At 67.0% G+C, this 16,928-nt stretch carries 15 protein-coding genes and 2 pseudogenes; 5 read left to right on the top strand and 12 right to left on the bottom strand.

The genetic code is table 11. The features are described from left to right. Nucleotides 1-7 precede the first annotated feature (7 nt). From istB to ACIDOCELLA78_RS86145, 3 genes are all read right to left on the bottom strand, one after another. A complete protein-coding gene (istB, locus tag ACIDOCELLA78_RS86155; protein ID WP_013641220.1) occupies nt 8-802 on the bottom strand; it encodes an IS21-like element helper ATPase IstB in 795 nt (264 codons plus the stop codon). Then, nucleotides 792-2,321, bottom strand: a complete 1,530-nt coding sequence (gene istA, locus ACIDOCELLA78_RS86150; protein ID WP_201727588.1) for an IS21 family transposase — start codon at nt 2,319-2,321, stop codon at nt 792-794. The genes istB and istA overlap by 11 nt, the downstream gene beginning before the upstream one ends. A gap of 90 nt (nt 2,322-2,411) precedes the next feature. Further along, the gene (locus tag ACIDOCELLA78_RS86145) at nt 2,412-4,040 is read right to left on the bottom strand and encodes a peptidase domain-containing ABC transporter (RefSeq protein ID WP_249675459.1); all 1,629 of its coding nucleotides are present in this window, start codon (nt 4,038-4,040) and stop codon (nt 2,412-2,414) included. Nucleotides 4,041-4,293: 253 nt separating this feature from the next. Between ACIDOCELLA78_RS86145 and ACIDOCELLA78_RS86140 the strand changes: the two genes are divergently transcribed. Continuing rightward, nucleotides 4,294-4,797 (top strand): GNAT family N-acetyltransferase, encoded by a 504-nt coding sequence (locus tag ACIDOCELLA78_RS86140; RefSeq protein ID WP_201728237.1) that lies wholly within the window; start codon nt 4,294-4,296, stop codon nt 4,795-4,797. 110 nt (nt 4,798-4,907) lie between these two features. On the opposite strand, the gene motA is transcribed toward ACIDOCELLA78_RS86140, so the two are convergent. From motA to dapA, 9 genes and pseudogenes are all read right to left on the bottom strand, one after another. Beyond that, on the bottom strand, nt 4,908-5,777 hold the full coding sequence (motA, locus tag ACIDOCELLA78_RS86135; protein ID WP_201728236.1) for a flagellar motor stator protein MotA: 870 nt from the start codon (nt 5,775-5,777) through the stop codon (nt 4,908-4,910). 39 nt (nt 5,778-5,816) lie between these two features. Further along, nucleotides 5,817-6,899, bottom strand: a complete 1,083-nt coding sequence (locus ACIDOCELLA78_RS86130; protein ID WP_201728235.1) for a flagellar motor protein MotB — start codon at nt 6,897-6,899, stop codon at nt 5,817-5,819. A gap of 67 nt (nt 6,900-6,966) precedes the next feature. Continuing rightward, nucleotides 6,967-7,950, bottom strand: coding sequence for a threonine/serine dehydratase (locus ACIDOCELLA78_RS86125; protein WP_201728234.1), 984 nt, complete (start codon nt 7,948-7,950; stop codon nt 6,967-6,969). Beyond that, on the bottom strand, nt 7,947-9,377 hold the full coding sequence (locus ACIDOCELLA78_RS86120) for a glycosyltransferase family 39 protein (RefSeq protein WP_201728233.1): 1,431 nt from the start codon (nt 9,375-9,377) through the stop codon (nt 7,947-7,949). The genes ACIDOCELLA78_RS86125 and ACIDOCELLA78_RS86120 overlap by 4 nt, the downstream gene beginning before the upstream one ends. Continuing rightward, nucleotides 9,374-10,398, bottom strand: a pseudogene (locus ACIDOCELLA78_RS86115) (glycosyltransferase). Before ACIDOCELLA78_RS86115 ends, ACIDOCELLA78_RS86120 begins: the two are co-directional and overlap by 4 nt. 82 nt (nt 10,399-10,480) lie before the next feature. After that, nucleotides 10,481-10,966 (bottom strand): peroxiredoxin, encoded by a 486-nt coding sequence (locus ACIDOCELLA78_RS86110; protein WP_201728232.1) that lies wholly within the window; start codon nt 10,964-10,966, stop codon nt 10,481-10,483. Between the two features lie 76 nt (nt 10,967-11,042). Beyond that, nucleotides 11,043-11,732, bottom strand: coding sequence for a sulfite oxidase-like oxidoreductase (locus ACIDOCELLA78_RS86105; RefSeq protein WP_201728231.1), 690 nt, complete (start codon nt 11,730-11,732; stop codon nt 11,043-11,045). A gap of 69 nt (nt 11,733-11,801) precedes the next feature. Next, nucleotides 11,802-12,281 (bottom strand): SsrA-binding protein SmpB, encoded by a 480-nt coding sequence (smpB, locus tag ACIDOCELLA78_RS86100; protein ID WP_201728230.1) that lies wholly within the window; start codon nt 12,279-12,281, stop codon nt 11,802-11,804. Beyond that, nucleotides 12,281-13,159, bottom strand: a complete 879-nt coding sequence (gene dapA / locus ACIDOCELLA78_RS86095) for a 4-hydroxy-tetrahydrodipicolinate synthase (RefSeq protein ID WP_201728229.1) — start codon at nt 13,157-13,159, stop codon at nt 12,281-12,283. Before dapA ends, smpB begins: the two co-directional genes overlap by 1 nt. Nucleotides 13,160-13,250: 91 nt before the next feature. Here dapA and ACIDOCELLA78_RS86090 point away from each other — a divergent pair, with 91 nt between their 5' ends. From ACIDOCELLA78_RS86090 to ACIDOCELLA78_RS86075, 4 genes and pseudogenes are all read left to right on the top strand, one after another. After that, nucleotides 13,251-15,287: a lytic transglycosylase domain-containing protein gene (locus ACIDOCELLA78_RS86090; protein ID WP_201728228.1), complete on the top strand. Its 2,037-nt coding sequence runs from the start codon at nt 13,251-13,253 to the stop codon at nt 15,285-15,287. Continuing rightward, nucleotides 15,269-15,751: a phosphatidylglycerophosphatase A gene (locus ACIDOCELLA78_RS86085; protein ID WP_201728227.1), complete on the top strand. Its 483-nt coding sequence runs from the start codon at nt 15,269-15,271 to the stop codon at nt 15,749-15,751. The genes ACIDOCELLA78_RS86090 and ACIDOCELLA78_RS86085 overlap by 19 nt, the downstream gene beginning before the upstream one ends. Next, nucleotides 15,748-16,220 (top strand): annotated as a pseudogene (locus ACIDOCELLA78_RS86080) (CinA family protein). The gene ACIDOCELLA78_RS86085 and the pseudogene ACIDOCELLA78_RS86080 overlap by 4 nt, the downstream one beginning before the upstream one ends. Before the next feature lie 138 nt (nt 16,221-16,358). Further along, nucleotides 16,359-16,832 carry a PAS domain-containing protein gene (locus tag ACIDOCELLA78_RS86075; protein ID WP_249675444.1) on the top strand — a complete coding sequence of 158 codons (474 nt, stop codon included), beginning with the start codon at nt 16,359-16,361 and terminating at the stop codon, nt 16,830-16,832. Nucleotides 16,833-16,928 lie beyond the last annotated feature (96 nt).

The following is a 16,928-nucleotide window of genomic DNA, read 5'->3' as shown; positions in this document are numbered from 1 at the left end:
TTGAGTTTCATGATGGGGTCAAGGCTGGATTTTTCTCCTTTCGTTTTTGGGATTTCTGCACGGAGCTATTTTTGAACCTGAAGCTGTCATTTCCGGTCTCGAGGATATGGCAGTGGTGGGTGAGGCGATCGAGGAGCGCGGTGGTCATCTTGGCGTCGCCGAAGACGGCGGACCATTCGCTGAAGCTCAGGTTGGTGGTGATGACGACGCTGGTGCGCTCGTAGAGCTTGCTGAGCAGATGGAACAGCAAAGCTCCGCCTGAGGCGCTGAAGGGCAGATAGCCAAGCTCATCGAGGATGACGAGGTCGGCATGGATCAGACGGCCGGCGATTTGCCCAGCCTTTCCCTGAGCTTTTTCCTGCTCCAGAGCATTGACCAGCTCGACGGTGGAGAAGAAGCGGACGCGCTTTTTGTGATGCTCGACGGCCTGCACGCCGAGCGCGGTGGCGATGTGGGTTTTGCCCGTGCCCGGGCCGCCGACGAGCACGACATTGTCGGCGGGTTCGATGAAGTCGCAACGATGCAACTGGCGGACCAGGGCCTCATTGACCTCGCTGCTGGCGAAGTCGAAGCCGGCCAGGTCGCGATAGGCCGGGAAGCGGGCGGCCTTGAACTGATAGGCCATGGAGCGGACCTCGCGCTCAGCGGTCTCGGCCTTGAGCAACTGGGAGAGTACCGGGATGGCGGCTTCGAAGGCCGGGGCACCCTGCTGGGCCAGTTCATCGACGGCCTGTGCCATGCCGTGCATTTTGAGGCTGCGCAGCATGATGACGAGCGCGCCGGTGGCGGGATCATGACGCATGGCGGGCCTCCTCAGATTGGCGCAAGCTATCGTAGCGCTCGACGTCAGCCTTGGGTTCATTGGCCAATGTCAGTGCCTGTGGCGCGGTGATGACCGGAGGCGGAGCCTGTTTGCCGTCGATCAGCCGGTGGAGCCGGTTGATGATATGCGTCTTGGACGGCACGCCGTCCTCCAGCGCCAGTTCCACCGCCACCAACACCGCCTGCTCGTCATGGTGCAGCACCAGGGCCAGGATCTCCACCATCTCCCGGTCACCGCCAGGACGGCGCAGGAGATGTTGCTGCAGCCGCTTGAAGGCATCGGGCAATTCCAGGAACGGCGCACCGTTGCGCAAGGCGCCCGGCTTGCGCTGGATCACCGCCAGATAATGCCGCCAGTCATACACAGTGCGCCCTGGGCCGTTGTGCGTCCGGTCGATGATGCGCGGATGCTCGCAGATGATTTGCCCCTCCGCCGCCACCACCAGCCTGTCGGGATAGACCCGCAGGCTGACCGGCCGGTTGGCAAAAGAGGCCGGCACGCTGTAGCGGTTACGCTCCAAGTGGATCAGGCAGGTCGAGGAGACCCGCTTGGTGTGTTCCACGAACCCATCGAACGGACGGCCCACAGGCATGAGGCTCTCAACCTCGCTGGCCCAGACATCGGCAATGGTTCCCGGCTCGTTGCCATGCGCGGTCTGCTCCCACAGCTCCCGGCAGCGCCGCTCCAGCCAGTCGTTCAGGGCGTCCAAGCTTTCGAACGGAGGCATGGACTGCCACAGGCGGTGGCGTGCATCCTGGACGTTCTTCTCAACCTGCCCCTTCTCCCAACCGGCGGCCCGATTACAGAACTCGGCCTCGAAGAGATAATGGCTGGTCATCGCCAGGAAGCGGGCGTTGACGCTGCGCTCCTTGCCACGGCCGACCTTGTCAACGGCGGTGCGCATGTTGTCGTAAATCCCGCGCCGCGGTACGCCGCCGAGAGCTTGGAAGGCGTGGTTATGCGCGTCGAACAACATCTCATGTGTCTGCAGCAGATAGGCCCGAACAATGAACGCCCGGCTATGCGACAGTTTGGTGTGCGCCACCTGCAACTTGACGCGGACGCCACCGATGATCGCAAAATCTTCGCTCCAGTCAAACTGGAACGCCTCGCCAGGCGCAAAGGCCAAGGGCACGAAGGTTCCCCGGCCGGCGGTCTGCTGCAGCCGTTGGCACTCCCCCTTCCAAGCCCGGGCAAAGGCCGCCACACGATTGTAGGAACCGTCATAGCCCAGGCTGACGAGATCACCGTATAGCTGCTTGACCGTCCGCCGCTGCTTGCGCGGCCGGCCAGCTTCACGGCGCAGCCACGCCAAAAGCTTCTCGGCATAAGGATCAAGCTTGCTCGGCCGGTCCGGAACCTGAAACTTCGGCTCAATCACATCAGACCGAAGATATTTGCGGATCGTGTTCCGCGACACGCCTGTGCGCCGGGAAATCTCTCGGATCGGCACATGCTCACGCTTATGCCACCGGCGGATAATGCTCAAAAACGCCATGTCCAACACTCCGTTCGCCCCCGCCTCTTCCAGACGGGGAAACAGTCAAACATGGGTCAAATCTCAGTGGAAAAATCCGGCCTTCCCGGGTCAGATCTCAGCGGAAATCAACATCCCCTGGAGCAGACGGGTGATCGTGGATTTGCCCGATCCGGAACGGCCGACAATGCCGAGCATGGTCCCCTCGGGCACCGCGAAACTGACCTTGTTCAGCGCCGGTGTCTTTGCGCCCTCATACGTGAAGGTCACATCCTCGAATTCGATGGCGCCATGAAAAGCCGGGCGCAGGCCGGTGTTCATGGCGCGCCGTTCGGTCGGCCGGTTAAGCACTTCGCCGACAATGGCAAAGGCCGCGCGAGCCTCCTGCGCGTCCTGCACAAGACGGGCGAAAGAGACCAGCGGGCCGGCAACACGCCCGCCGAGGAGCATGAACCCGACCAGCGATCCGGCGGCGAGCGGATTCTGCGCGGTAAGCGCGACATAGCCGCCCAGCAGCAGAACGCCGATCGAGGCATAGCGGTCGAAGGGGAGCGAGAGCACCTGCGGCCAGGCCGAGAGCTGGCCCATTTCGAGGTTAAGCCGACTTGTCAACGCGACACGGCCATCCCAGTCATCAGCGCGAACCTTTTCAAGCGCCAGCGATTTCACCGTCCGCACGCCGTAAAGACTCTCGACGAGAACCGCGCCCTTCGCGCTCTCTGCCTCGATGATGCGCCCGGTCAGACGGGCGATCGCCGGGAGAAAGGCAGTGATGATGATGGCGATGATCGCCGAAGCGATCAAAATGGTCCAGGCCAGGAAGGCATTGAGGTAGAACAGGATCGGCAGAACCAGCGCGATCATGAAGATGTTGATGAAGGTCGTCAGCAGGCGACCGGTGATGAAGTCGCGCACACGATAGATCTGGGAAACCTTGTAGGCGATCTGCCCCGCCTGGTTGCGTTCGAAGAATTCGATCGGAATCGTCATCAACCGATCGAAGATCATCAGATTCAGCCGGGCATCGATCCTGGTGGAAAGCGTGACCAGCATCATCTGCCGACCCCAGGTGAGCAGCGCCTCCCAGAGAATGCTGATACCGAAGATGATCGACATCAGCGCCAGCGTATTCATCGCGTGGTATTCGATCACGCTGTTGAGCACGACCATGACGAGCAGCGCCGGAATGATCTGCAGGATGGTCAGGGTGACGGAACTCACCGCGATGTCGCGCAGGAGGCGCTTCTCACGCCAGACCATCCGGAACAGCAGGGTGAAGTTGAAGATCGGATCGGCGTCTTCTTCGGCGCGCTCGCCGCGGATCAGCAGAACCGTGCCATCCCAGAGCTGGGCGAGTTGCAGCTCGTCAATCGGCACCGAAGCCGTTCCCTGCGGGGCGCGGGGATCGCGCAGGAAGACGACGGCGCGCTCACGGTCGCAGGCCATCATCAGCGCCGCGCCGCCATCCTTCATCAGGAGAATTACGGGAGCGGTCGTGTCAGTCTTGAGGAGCTGGCGGAAACCGACACGGATGGCGCGTGCCCAGAGCCCGGCCTCGCGCGCCCACTCGACAAGGGCGGGCGAGCCCGGCACTGCCGCAGGATCCGTGTCCTTGCGTAGCAGCTCAGGGTCGAGATCGACCCCGTGAAACCGCGCCGCCGCCCTGACCGCGAGGACGCGGACATGAGGTACCACGCCGCTCTGCGGCGCAGGGTCGATCGGCTCGCTGGTATCGTGCATCAGACAAATTCTTTCCCCGTTGCGATGGATTTTTCGCCCGGGGCGCATCTGCCGGTCTGCAGCGCCGAAATGAGGCACCGCGGGGTGCAAAAAACGCACCCGGTTACGAAATAAAATATCCAATCAAACATCTATCCATAACCTAACACTAAATCAGACCATTTGCCATAGATCGTGCTCACTGGCGTGCGGGTCTTGCGTTTCCGAACCGGCGGTGCTGCATCAGAGTCCGACCTGCAAAGGAGTTGCGTCGATGGATATCCGCCCCGCCACCCCGGAAGATCTGCCCGCCTGCCAGGCGATCTACGCCCATCATGTGCTGGAGGGCACCGGCACGTTCGACGAGGTGCCACCCTCGCTCGAGGCGGTTGCGGCGCGACATCGCGAGATCACCGGCAGGGGACGAAGCTGGGTGGTCGCGGCGGATGCGACGGGCATTCTCGGATATGCCTATTTCGACCAGTATCGCGACCGCTCGGCCTATCGGTTCACGGCTGAGGACAGCGTCTATGTGCGGGAGGACGTCAGGGGCCAGGGCGTGGGCAAGGCGCTTGTGGCACGGCTGCTCGATGAAGCGCGCGAAGCAGGATTCCGGCAGATGCTTGCAGTCATCGGAGATTCGGACAATGTCGGCTCGATCGGCGTGCATGCGAGCCTCGGGTTCCAGCGCGTCGGCACGCTCCGCGACGTGGGGTTCAAGTTCGGCCGCTGGATCGACGTCGTCCTGATGCAACGGCATCTCGCCGGACCAGGCTAAAGCGTCATCGGCGCCTCTGGGATCATCCGACCGGATCGGGACACTGTAATCCTCGATATCACAGACCGACATATTCGATCCGGGAGGATCGGAACATGTCATGGGCATGATCAGGTTGCGATCTTGAGGGATTCGATCGACTCCTCAAGCTCGCTGAATGTCGGCATCAGGGGGTTCGGCACCATCTTGCGGCCGACCTCCACACTGACCTGCGGCGCGTTGCCGTGCAAATGGGCAACCAGAACCGCGCGGATCACTTCCAGATAGCGGGATTCCTCCTCGACCACGCCGCGTAGCCGCGTGGACAGCGGCCCCACCACGCCATAGGCCAGCAACACGCCGAGAAACGTGCCCGTGAGGGCCTCGCCGATCATCTCCCCGAGCACCGCGGGCGGCTTGCTAATGTCGGCCATGGTCTTGATCACGCCAAGCACGGCCGCGACGATGCCGAGCGCAGGCAGACCATCCGCCATGGTCTGCAACGAATGCGCGCCGTGCAGTTCCTCGGCAAGGGTCTTGCGCAATTCCCGCGCCATCACGTCCTCGATCTGGTGCGGATCGTCGGCGTTCATGCCAACCATCCGCAGATAGTCGCAGATGATGCCGGTGGCCTCGTGATTTTTCAGGATCGTCGGGAAATGCTTGAAGACCGGACTTTCATCCGGCCGCTCGATATGCGGCTCCAGCGCCATTGCGCCGCGTGTCGCCGCGAGGCGGACGAGGTAGAACAGCAGGCACAGCAGATCGATATAATCGGTCTTCTTGAAGGCGCTGCCGCGCAGAACCTTCTTGAAGCCGCCCATCGTGTGCTTGATGTCGTGCATCGAGTTGCCGGCCACAAACGTGCCAATCGCAGCGCCGCCGATCGTGATGAGTTCGAAAGGCATCGACTTGAGCAGCGGGATGATGGCCCCCCCAGTAACGATGAAGACCCCGAATACACAGACGAGCAGGAATGCAACGCCTCCCAGAGTGAGCATAAATCACCGATATTCCAGAATATTGCTTCTCCGGTCGGGTCATGGCGCCGCAGCGCCAGCTGTTTTGACCCCTTTAGGCAGTGCCGGTCGCACCACCAGTATCCCCACCCGCCGATTGGCCGCCGCCAGAGGGTTGGATGGGATGAGCAACTTGTGGTCGGCATAGCCGCTCACGCGCGCGATCAGTCGCTTCGGAAAGCCGGCCTTGACAAGAACCTGGCGCGTCGCGTTCGCGCGCTCGACAGAAAGATCCCAATTGTCCTTGGGGCCAGCGACGTAAGGTCTCGCGTCGGTGTAGCCGGCGATGCGGATGTGATCGCCGAGGCCGCTCAGGATTGGCGCTATCTTGGTGAGCAGCCGCAGCGTCATGGGATTGGGCTGGGACGACCCCAACGCGAACATCGGCCGCTTGTGCGCGTCCATGATCTGGATGCGCAGGCCTTCCGGCGTGACCGTCACGCTCACCTGTTTGGACAGCGAGGCGAGGTTCGGATCCTGCGCCACCATATCCTTGATCTCGGTGCCGGCGATCTTCAGTTGGGCGATCCCGAGATTGCCGGGCGCAACCCCACCGAAGGCGCCCTGGATGGCTGACCCGGCAGAGCCGGCTGGCTGCGGCTTCTGCAAGACAGGTGCCGGGCGCGGCGTGGATGACGATTGCGAACTGTCGGCACGGGGCTGATGGCCAGAACCCGGCGAGGTATTCACCATGTCCTTGCCGGTCGGATGGTCGGGACGGACCTGACGCCCCTGCGGCGTGTGCGGCACCTGATAGGAGACGGGGTTGTGCCCGACAGTGACACGGACCGCACCGAGATCGGACGCGAGCGAGCCTTTGTCGAATGGAGTCTTGCCACCGAAGGGCTTGCCCTCGCCGGAAGCGCCGCGATTGAGCACGTTGGCCTGGCTGAAATAGTCGGCAAGGCCGATGCGCTGCGCCTTTGTCGTGGCGCTGATCAGCCACATCAGCAGAAAGAATGCCATCATCGCCGTCACGAAGTCGGCATACGCGATCTTCCAGGACCCGCCATGATGGCCGGCCTCGATGATCTCTTCGCGACGGATGATCAGGTTGACCGCCTGATCGCCGCCCTTGCCGCCCTTTTTCTTGCGCTGCGCCATGAACTCCGTGCTGCCTTTCGGAGCCGGAGTATCAGGGGTAGGTGTTAAAAAAGCCTAAATCAGGCCATCAGGAGGTCACAGCAAGGACGCGGGTCAGAATTTCCGGATCGGCGTTCCCCCCCGACAGGACAACGCCGACGGACAAACCGTCAAGCGGCAGCGCCTCGGCCAGCACCGCCGCCAGCGCCACGGCGCCCCCGGGTTCGACCACGAGCTTGAGATGCCGCAGCGCGAAGCCCATCGCGGCAAGCACCTCCACCTCGCCAACCGCGACGGCGCCGGCGAGGCGGGGCGCGTTCAGCGCGAAGGTGAGTTCGCCGGGCGTCATCGCCATCAGCGCGTCGCACAGCGCGGAGCCCGCACCGTCATTGGCGAGGCGGGCGCCGGCCGCCAGCGAACGGCCGGTATCGTCCCACCCCTCGGGCTCGACGGCGATCAGCCGGGTCTCCGGCGAGGCGTGTTCGAGGGCAAGGGCGCAGCCGGCGGTGAGGCCGCCGCCGCCGGTGCAGACGAAGACAATATCGAGTTCGGCGCCCGCCGCCCGCGCGTCATCCACCAGTTCGAGGGCAAGGGTGCCCTGCCCGGCAATCACGTCGGGATGGTCGAAAGGCGGGATAAGGACGGCGCCGGTGCGCGCGGCAATTGCGGCGGAGATTGCGACGCGGTCTTCGGTACGGCGGTCGTACTGGACGATTTCGGCGCCCCAGGCGGCGGTCGACTCGCGCTTGATGGCAGGCGCGTCGCGCGGCATCACGATCGTGGCCGGAATTCCGAGAGCCGCCGCAGCGCAGGCCACCGCCTGACCATGATTGCCCGAGGAATAGGCGACGACGCCCGCTTCACGCGCCGCAGGGTCGAGTCTCAGGATCGCGTTGGTCGCGCCGCGCAACTTGAAGCTGCCCGTGCGCTGCAAGGGCTCGGCCTTGATGAAGACCTCGGCGCCGGTCCGCTCGTCGAGCGCGGGAGAGCGCAGCGTCGGGGTGCGGACGATGTGCGGGGCGATCAGGGCGCGGGCGGCGAGAACATCCTCGGCGGTGGGCAGGCGGGTCATTGCTTGGGCCTCATGAGTGCGGCGGGGGCGGCGGCGAGCCGGGCGGCGGACAGGACGTAGGATTCGATCGCGACGCCGGCGCGCCGGCGGGCGGCATGGCCGGCAGGGGCGGCGGCGGCGACCTCGCTTGCGGCGAAACCGGCGAGCCAGGACGGTTCGACCAGCAGGACCGGCGTGCCGGGCGCGGCTGGCGGGGCGGCGAAGAAGCACCAGCGCGGGCCGAGTCCGACCACGGCGAAGCGGGGCGGCAGATCATGTGCCAGTTCGGACAGGGTGCTGTAGTCGGTGCTGGCGATCACGGTGAGATGGCGCGACGCGGCGGCGCGGGCGACATTGCGCGCCAGCGCCTTCCAGCCAGCGAGGCGGATTGCGGTCGGATCGCGATGCGGAGGCAGCGGGAACAGGGCGACGGCGGCCTGGAGCCAGACAATCGCGGCCAGCAGGAAGCCGAGTGCTGCGGCGGCCCGCAGCCAGACGTGGGCGATTCGCGGGGCGATGGCGCCGGCCGCGAGGGCGGCGCCGGGATAGAGAATGGCGGGCCAGTTCGCCTGCACCGGGCCGGAGAGCGTGTGCTCGACGAAGACGGCGGCGGGCACCAGCACCGCAAGCAGGACAAGGCGGGCTGGGGCGGAACGGTCGCGCCGCAGCGACCAGACGCCCCAGACCATCAGGCCGAGGACGATCGGGGTGGCGAGGCCCACCTGCCCGCCAACCAGCCCGAGCAGGTGACCCGGCAGGCCGACAAGGTCGAGATGCGCGGAGCGGCCGCCCTGCTTGGCGAAGCTCGCCCAGCCATGCGCCGCGTTCCACCTCACGACCGGCAGCATCGCCAGCAGGCCGAGCAGCAGGCCGAGCCAGGGCAGAGGCCGGCGCAGCCCCGCCCTGCCCTCGCGCGTGACCAGCATGAACAGGCCGATCGCGACGAACAGCAGGGCGGCGGTGTATTTGGCCTCGAAGCCGAGCCCCGCGGCGAGGCCGGCCACGAGGACCCAGCGGTCGTCGCCGGTGGCGAACCAACGCGCCATCGCCCAGAGCGACGCCGTCCAGAACAGCAGGAGCGGCGTGTCGGGCGTGGTGATGATGGCGCCGGCGTTCAGCACCAGGGTGGCGTTGAGCAGTAGTGCTGCGGTGAGGCCGGCGCGGCGGTTGGGAAAGAGGTCCTCGCCGGCGCGCCAGAGCAGCAGCGTGCCGATCGCGGCGGAGAGCGGCGAGAGCAGGCGGATGCCGAGCGCGCCGTCACCCGCGAGGGCGGTGCCGGCGCGGATCCAGAGCGCGACCAGCGGGGCGTCGTCGTAATAGCCGGTGGCGAGGTGCTTCGACCACAGCCAGTAATAGGTCTCGTCCGGCGCAAGCGGAATGAGGGCGGCGAGGACGAGGCGCAGGAGGGTGAGGCCGGCCAGAGCCACCAGCCAGGCCCGGCGGCTCATCGCACCCGCCAGACCAGGGTGGCGGAGACCGCGTAGTTCCAGACGACGCCAACCGCCGAGCCCGCGGCGCTGGCAGCAAGACCGTTGGCATCGGCGCCATGATAGAGCGCGCCGGCAATGCCGATATTGGCGATGGCGCCGAGGCCGCAGACCAGCATGAACAGCACAAGCCCCTGCCAGTAGCGCGCGCCGCGCAGCTTCATCGTGCGGTAGGTCAGGCGGTTGTTCAGTTCGAAATTGGCGATCATGGCGACGACGGTGCCAAGCGTCTGCGCCGCGCCGAAATCGAGCCCGGCGGCGCGGCTCGCCTGCATCGCCGCAAGGTTCACGACAATGCCGCACAGCCCCACCAGGGCGAAGGCGATGAAACGCAGCGGCACCATGCCGCCCAGCGCGCGGTCGACGAACTGGCCGGCGAACTGGACCATCACCAGAATATCGAGCTTGCTCTCGCCGGCGGCGCGGGGCGGAAGCGGTAGGGCAGTTCGGCGACCTTTAGCGGCGCCGGCGCAGAAAGCAGCAGGTCGAGCAGGATCTTGAAGCCCTGCCCGTTCAGCCGGTGCGCCAGATCCTCGAACAGCGACTGGCGGAGGAGGAAGAAGCCGCTCATCGGGTCGGAAATCCTCACACCAGCGAGTTTCTGGGCGAGGCCGATGCCGGCGGCGGAGAGGCGCTGGCGCAGCGGCGAGGCGAGACCGGCGGCGTCGCCGTCGCCGACATGGCGGCTGCCCACCGCGATGTCCGCCCCCGCGCGCACCGCCTCGAGCATCGCGGGGAGGATGGTTTCGTCATGCTGGAGGTCGCCGTCGATCACCGCGACAAAGGGGGCGGAACTGGACAGCACCCCCTCGATGACCGCCGAGGACAGGCCGCGCCGGCCGATCCGGCGGAGGCAGCGCACGCGGCAATCGCTCCGGGCGAGAGCGCGGGCGGCGTCGGCCGTGCCGTCAGGGCTGTCGTCATCGACGAAAATCACCTCCCAGTCGATGCCGGCAAGCGCGGCATCGAGGGCGGCGACCATGGGGGCGACGTTCGGCTCCTCGCGATAGCAGGGAACGACGACGCTCAGCGTCGGGCCGCAGTTTGCACTCACGCGGGCAGGCTCAGCCGCCGAGCGACTCCAGCACCGCCTCGGCCCGGCTGACGTCGAACCCGCCGGGCTGTTCGATGGCGAGATGCGTCACCACGCCATCCTGCGCCACGAGGGCATAGCGCTGGCTGCGCACGCCGAGGCCACGGGCGATGAGATCCAGTTCGAGGCCGATGGCGCGGGTGAAGGCGCCAGAGCCGTCGGCGACGAAGGTGATCTTGCCCGCGGCCTTCTGATCATCGGCCCAGGCGGACATCACGAACACGTCGTTCACCGCGATGCAGACGATTTCATCGACGCCCTTCGCCTTCAGCGCGTCGTGATGCTCGAGGAAGCCGGGCACGTGCTTCGCGCTGCAGGTGGGGGTGAAGGCGCCGGGAACGGCGAAGAGCACCACCGTCTTGCCGGCGAAGAGCTCGCCGGTGTCGATCTCCTGCGGCCCCTCGGCGCCGGGGGTCATCAGCTTCATGGCCGGGAGCCTGTCGCCCACCTTGATCATCGCGTTTCTCCTGATTTGGATACCCTGTTCGAGCCGACTGGTAGCCGAAGCCGGGGCCCGCGTGAAGGCGGGGGGATCAGGCGTAACGTTCCTCGGCCCAGGGATCGGCGTTGTTGTTGTAGCCGCGGGTTTCCCAGAAGCCCTTGCGGTCGGCCGTCGCGAAGGTGATGCGGCGGACCCATTTGGCGGATTTCCAGAGATAGTAGCGCGGCACCAGCACCCGCACCGGCCCGCCGTGCTGACGGGTCAGCGGCTGTCCCTCCCAGCTGTGCACCAGGCAGCAATCCTCGGCGGCGAACTGGTCGAGGCGAAGATTGGTCGTGTAGTCGTCATAGGACTCGAAAAGGACGTGGGTCGCGTCCGGGTGCGGCTGGACGAGGTCGAGAATGGTGCGGATCGACACGCCGCGCCAGTGGTTGTCGTAGCGCGACCAGGTGGTGACACAGTGCATGTCGGACACGCTGTCCTGCTGCGGCAGGGCCATGAACCTGTCCCAGTCGAGGGTGACGGGGCTGGCGACAGCGCCGTCGATCGCGAGGCGGAAGGCGGATTTCGGCACCTCCGGCTGGATGCCGAGATCGAGCACCGGCCAGTCGGTGACGAGGCGCTGGCCGGGGGGGAGGCGCTGCGCCGGCGGCGCGGTGGCGCCGGTCAGGCCCCGCCCCTCGCGCGACCAGTCCTGCTTGCGGCCGATCAGCTTGTCGCGGATCTGGCCGATCAGGCTGATATCCGGTCCGTCGTTTCCCTGCTTGTCCGCCTCGTCCATCGCCGTTCTCCTTTCGGGCCACACGATGATATGGGGTGAAAGGGGGCGCGGTCCAGCGCGCGGCGAGGGTCAGCGGTTCTTGAGGATGCGGGCCTTGTCGCGTTCCCAGTCGCGCTTGGCGATGGCCTGGCGCTTGTCGTGCTGCTTGCGGCCCTCGGCAATGCCGAGCGTGACCTTGGCGAGGCCGCGCGGGTTGAAATGCACATCGAGCGGAACGACGGTCGAGCCCTGCCGGGCGATGGCGCCGAGGAGCTGGTCGATCTGCTTGCGCTTGAGCAGCAGCTTGCGCGGGCCCTTGGTGTCGAAACGGGAGAGCACGCCGCCCTGATATTCGGGGATGTACATGTTGAAGAGATACATCTCGCCGTCACGCTCGCCGGCGAAGGCCTCGGAGAGGGTGGCGCGCCCCATGCGCAGCGACTTCACCTCGGCGCCGCGCAGCACGAGTCCGGCCTCGACCGTGTCCTTGATCGTGTAGTTGAACCGGGCCTTGCGGTTCTGCGCGGCGACCCCGTGGGAGATCAGCCCGGATTTCCGGGGTTCGGCCATCAGCCGAGCAGCCCGAGCCCGGTCATCGCGGCGCGCATCTGCGCCTTCGTCGCCTCGGCGAGCGGGGCGAGCGGCAGGCGGCAGACTTCCGAGCCGAAGCCGAGCAGAGAGGCGGCATATTTCGCCGGGGCGGGATTGCTCTCGGCGAACATCGCATCGTGCAGGGGCAGCAGGCGGGACTGGATCGCCATCGCGGTCTTCACATCGCCGGCGCGCCAGGCCCCCTGCATCTCGGCGCAGAGGCGCGGGGCGATGTTGGCGCTGACCGAAATGCAACCGACCCCGCCGGAGGCGAGAAAGGCGAGTGCGGTGTGATCCTCGCCCGAGAGCTGGCAGAACGACGCGCCGCAGGCGGCGGCGGTATGCAGCGGGCGGGTGAGGCTCGCGGTCGCGTCCTTCACCCCGACGATGTTGGGGTGCTGCGCGAGGCGCGCCATCGTCGCCACGCTCATGTCGATCACCGAGCGGGGCGGGATGTTGTAGATGATCAGCGGAATGCCGATCGCATCGGCGACCGCGGTGAAGTGGCGGAACAGCCCGTCCTGCGTCGGCTTGTTGTAATAGGGAGTGACGACGAGAACGCCGTCGGCGCCGACGGATTCGGCATGCTTCGCGAGGCCGATCGCCTCGCGCGTGGCGTTGGAGCCGGCGCCGGCGATCACCGGGACGCGTTTCTTCGCGACCTCGATCGTGATTTCCACCACGCGCTTGTGCTCGTCATGGCTGAGCGTGGGGGATTCACCCGTGGTGCCGACCGGGACGAGGCCGTCGGTGCCCTCGGCGATCTGCCATTCGATGAAACGTTCGAGTGCGGCCTCGTCGATGCGACCGTCTTCGTGCATCGGGGTGACCAGCGCGACCAGTGAGCCGTGAAACATTGTAATCTCCGTGAGTGGACGTAACCTATTCGCAGCATTCGGCGGCGACAAGGGATGGGAGCGCGGGATCAGTCCTGCTATTGATTCGTGCATGGTCCGGATGTTGCTGCTGCTGCTGACGTCCCTGCTCGCTCTCGGCGCCGCACCCGCGCCGCTGGGCGTGGTTGCCATCGCGGCACCGCTGCAACCCGTCCCTGCCCTCGCCCGGATCATGAACGACATCCGCGCCAATCGCTGGACCGAGGCGGAAACTCTGGCCGCCACCCAGCCGGACCGGCTGGTGGCGCGGCTGGCGACCTATTACCGGCTGCTCGACCCCGGCGCTGCGAACGAAACCGAGATCGCCGCGTTCATGGCGAAATATCCCGACTGGCCAGAACAGGGGATCCTGGCGCGACGGTGGAACGAGGCGCTGGCCGCCGACCCGGACGACGCCGCGGTGCGGCGCGAATGCCGCACCCGGCTGCCCGCAACCGCCGCCGCCAATGCGCGCTGCGCCGCCGCCCTCGACCCGGTGGCGCCGCGCGAGGCGGCGCGCTTCGCCCGGCGCGCCTGGATCGACGGGTTCGACAGTCCGGCCAGCGCGGCGACATTCGAGGCGAAATACGGCGCGCTGCTGACGCGGCAGACAAACTGGGCGCGGTTCTCGCGCCTCGCCATCGCCGGCAAACTGAGCGTGGCGACGATGCTGCTCGATCAGTTGCCGGCCGGCGAGGCCGCCACCGCGCGCGCCTTCATGGCACTCGCGCATGGCGGCAAGCAGGCGCAAGCGGCGGTGGCGGCGCTGACCATCGAGCAGCGGGCGACCCCGTTCCTGTTCTTCGCCGAACTCGCCGCAACTCCCGATCAGGCCGGACGACTCGCGCTGTGGCAGGCGCTGGGCGCGGATGCGGCGAAGCAGGCGACGGGGCTGGCGCGCGCGCTGCTCTGGCGGCGGCGGGAGAGTTTCGCGCGCGACCTGCTTGCCGCCGGCGATGCGAAGGACGCCTATGCGCTGGTCGCCACCGCCCGGCCGCCGGGCGAGGACGCGCGGGCCAGCCGCGATTTCCTCGCCGGATTCATCGCCCTGCGCATGCTGCAAGAACCGGCCGTGGCGCGGCCCTGGTTCGTGCGGCTGGGCGCGCTTTCCACCGCCGTGATCACCCGTGCCCGCGCCTTCTACTGGCTGGCGCAGACCGAGAGCGGCCAGGCGGCGCGGGCCGATTTGCTGCGCGCCGCCGCCTATCCGGACACGTTCTACGGCCAGTTGGCCGCGCTTCAGGCGGGCGAGACGCCGGCGCAGCTGGCGGTGCGAATCCGCACGCTTGGCCCCCCTGCGGTGACGACGGGGCAGGCCTCCGCCTTCGCCGCCCGCGAATTGCCGCAAGCCGCGGTGCTGCTGGACGAGATGGGCGCGCCGCGCCGGGCCCGCGCCTTCCTGCTGCGGATGGCCGAGCTTAGCCCCGGCCTCGTCGACAGATATCTCGACGCGCGGCTTGCCGACGGCATCGGCCAGGTGTCGGCTTCGGTCATGGTCGCGCGAATGGCCGGGACGGCGGGCGACATGCTGGTGCATATCGGCTGGCCGATCCCGCCGGGGCTGCTGCCGGCACCCGGCCAGCCGCGCCTTGAACCCGCCGCGGTGACCGTTCCGCCGCCCCCGCCGCCGCCGCCGCGCAGCGTGATCCTGTCGCTGATCCGCCAGGAAAGCAGTTTCGATCCGCGTGTGGTCAGCCCCTCCGGGGCCGAGGGGCTGATGCAGCTGATGCCGGGAACGGCAAGGCAGGTGGCGCAGCGCGCCGGCCTTGCCTTGCCGCCGCGGGCGTTGCTCGATGATCCGTCACGGAACATCGCGCTCGGCTCGGCCTATTTCGCCCATCTGCTCCAGCGTTTCGGCGATTGCCTCCCGCTGGCGATCGCGGCGTATAATGGTGGTCCCGGCAACGTCATGAAGTGGGTCGCCACCAATGGCGATCCGCGCATGCCGAAGGCGGAAGGCGGGGCCGACCTGGTGACGTGGATCGAAGAGATCCCGTTCGGGGAGACGCGCAACTATGTGGAACGGGTGACGGAGGGGATCGTGATCTATCGCGCGCTGGAGGGAAAACCGGCGACCGACCCGGTGGTGCGGTGGACCGCATCGCGGTGAGCGCCTCTGGCGTTCTGGGCCGAGCCGTGGCCTCGGGCCTTGGCGTCGGCTTCGTGCCGCGCGCGCCGGGCACCGCCGGCGCACTGCTCGGGCTGCTCGTCGGCTGCATACTTTACAATTACGGTATCGGCGCGCTCGTCGGCGGAATCCTGCTGTCCAGCGCTGCGGGGCTGATTGCGATCCCCGGAACCGGCATGGCGCGGCGCGATCCGGGCTGGATCGTGATCGACGAGGTGGCGGGGCAGATGATCGCCCTGCTCGGCCTGCCCTGGCTGACCGGCTCGGGCGTGCTGCTGGCCTTCCTGCTGTTCCGCATCTTCGACATCCGGAAGCCCTGGCCGATCAGCCTGGCAGATGCGCGGCACGACGCCTTCGGCATCATGGCGGACGACTGGATCGCCGGAGCCTTCGCCGCGATCGTGCTGGTGGTGTTACGCTTCATCTGGCCGGGAACGGGGCTGTGAACCCGAAAGCGGCGCTGGTGATCGGGCGGGCGCGGGACGCGGGATGCAGGATCACGACCGCGGAAAGCTGCACCGGCGGAATGATCGCCGCGGCGCTGACCGACATCGCCGGCGCTTCCGCCGTGTTCGGCCACGGCTTCGTCAGCTACGCGAACGATGCAAAAACGACGATGCTCGGCGTTCCCCCGCGTTGATCGCGCGGGATGGGGCCGTGAGCGAGGCGGTGGCGCGGGCAATGGCCGAGGGTGCCCTGGCACGCGCGGAAGCCGACCTCGCCGTGGCGGTCACCGGAATCGCCGGCCCGGAGGGTGGCTCGGCGGAGAAACCGGTCGGCACGGTCTGGTTCGGCCTGGCACGCAAGGGCGGCGCGACCCTGGCCGAACGGCGCGTCTTTGCCGGCAACCGGGGCGAGGTGCGGCGGGCGACTGTGGACCACGGGCTCGACCTGCTGGCCAGGGAACTGGGATGAGCCAGCCGGGTTAACTCTCAATTAATCAATTCATCGCATATTGATACGATCGCCTCGCATCGGGGCTGTGTATGTTTCATTATGGATGCGGCCTGGAGGCGGGCCGGATTCTCGACACCGTACGGAGACTGAAACGGGATGTCGACAGCCGACGCCGCGACAAACGGGTTGCGGCAGGACCGCGATCGCTATGCTCTGCTGGCATTCTGCTGGGGCGACCTGCTTCTGACGATCGACCGCGATCTCCGGATCGAAACCATGTCGGGCGCAAGCGAGGCGCTGACCGGCCGAAGCATAGCGGCCTGGACCGGACGGCCGATCGACGACCTGATCGACCGGGCAGATCGCGGCCGGATCACCGGCATGCTGGAGGCCCTGACGCCCACACGGCGAGCGATGGCGGGCACGGTGCGCCTTGCCGGGCAGCAGGGAACCGTTACTCGGGTCAGCATGGCGGCACATCGGCTCGAGGGCGGCAGTGACCGCATCTACGTCGCGATGCGCCGGCTGCCGGAGACGCGCCCGAGACTGCGCCGCCGCCGGATGCGGTCGAGGAGGCGCGGCACCTTTCCGGGCGCCTCGCGACGGCGGGAGCCGGCGGCGCGGAAATGACCCTGCTGGCGATTCCGCCCGTGGCGACGCGGCGATACCCACGGCAAGCCTCTCGGCGACACTCTGGACGACCTGCTCAAGGCCCACTCGCTCGGT

This window comes from Acidocella sp. C78, from assembly GCF_907164655.1.
This window is presented reverse-complemented; position numbering and strand designations above follow the sequence as displayed.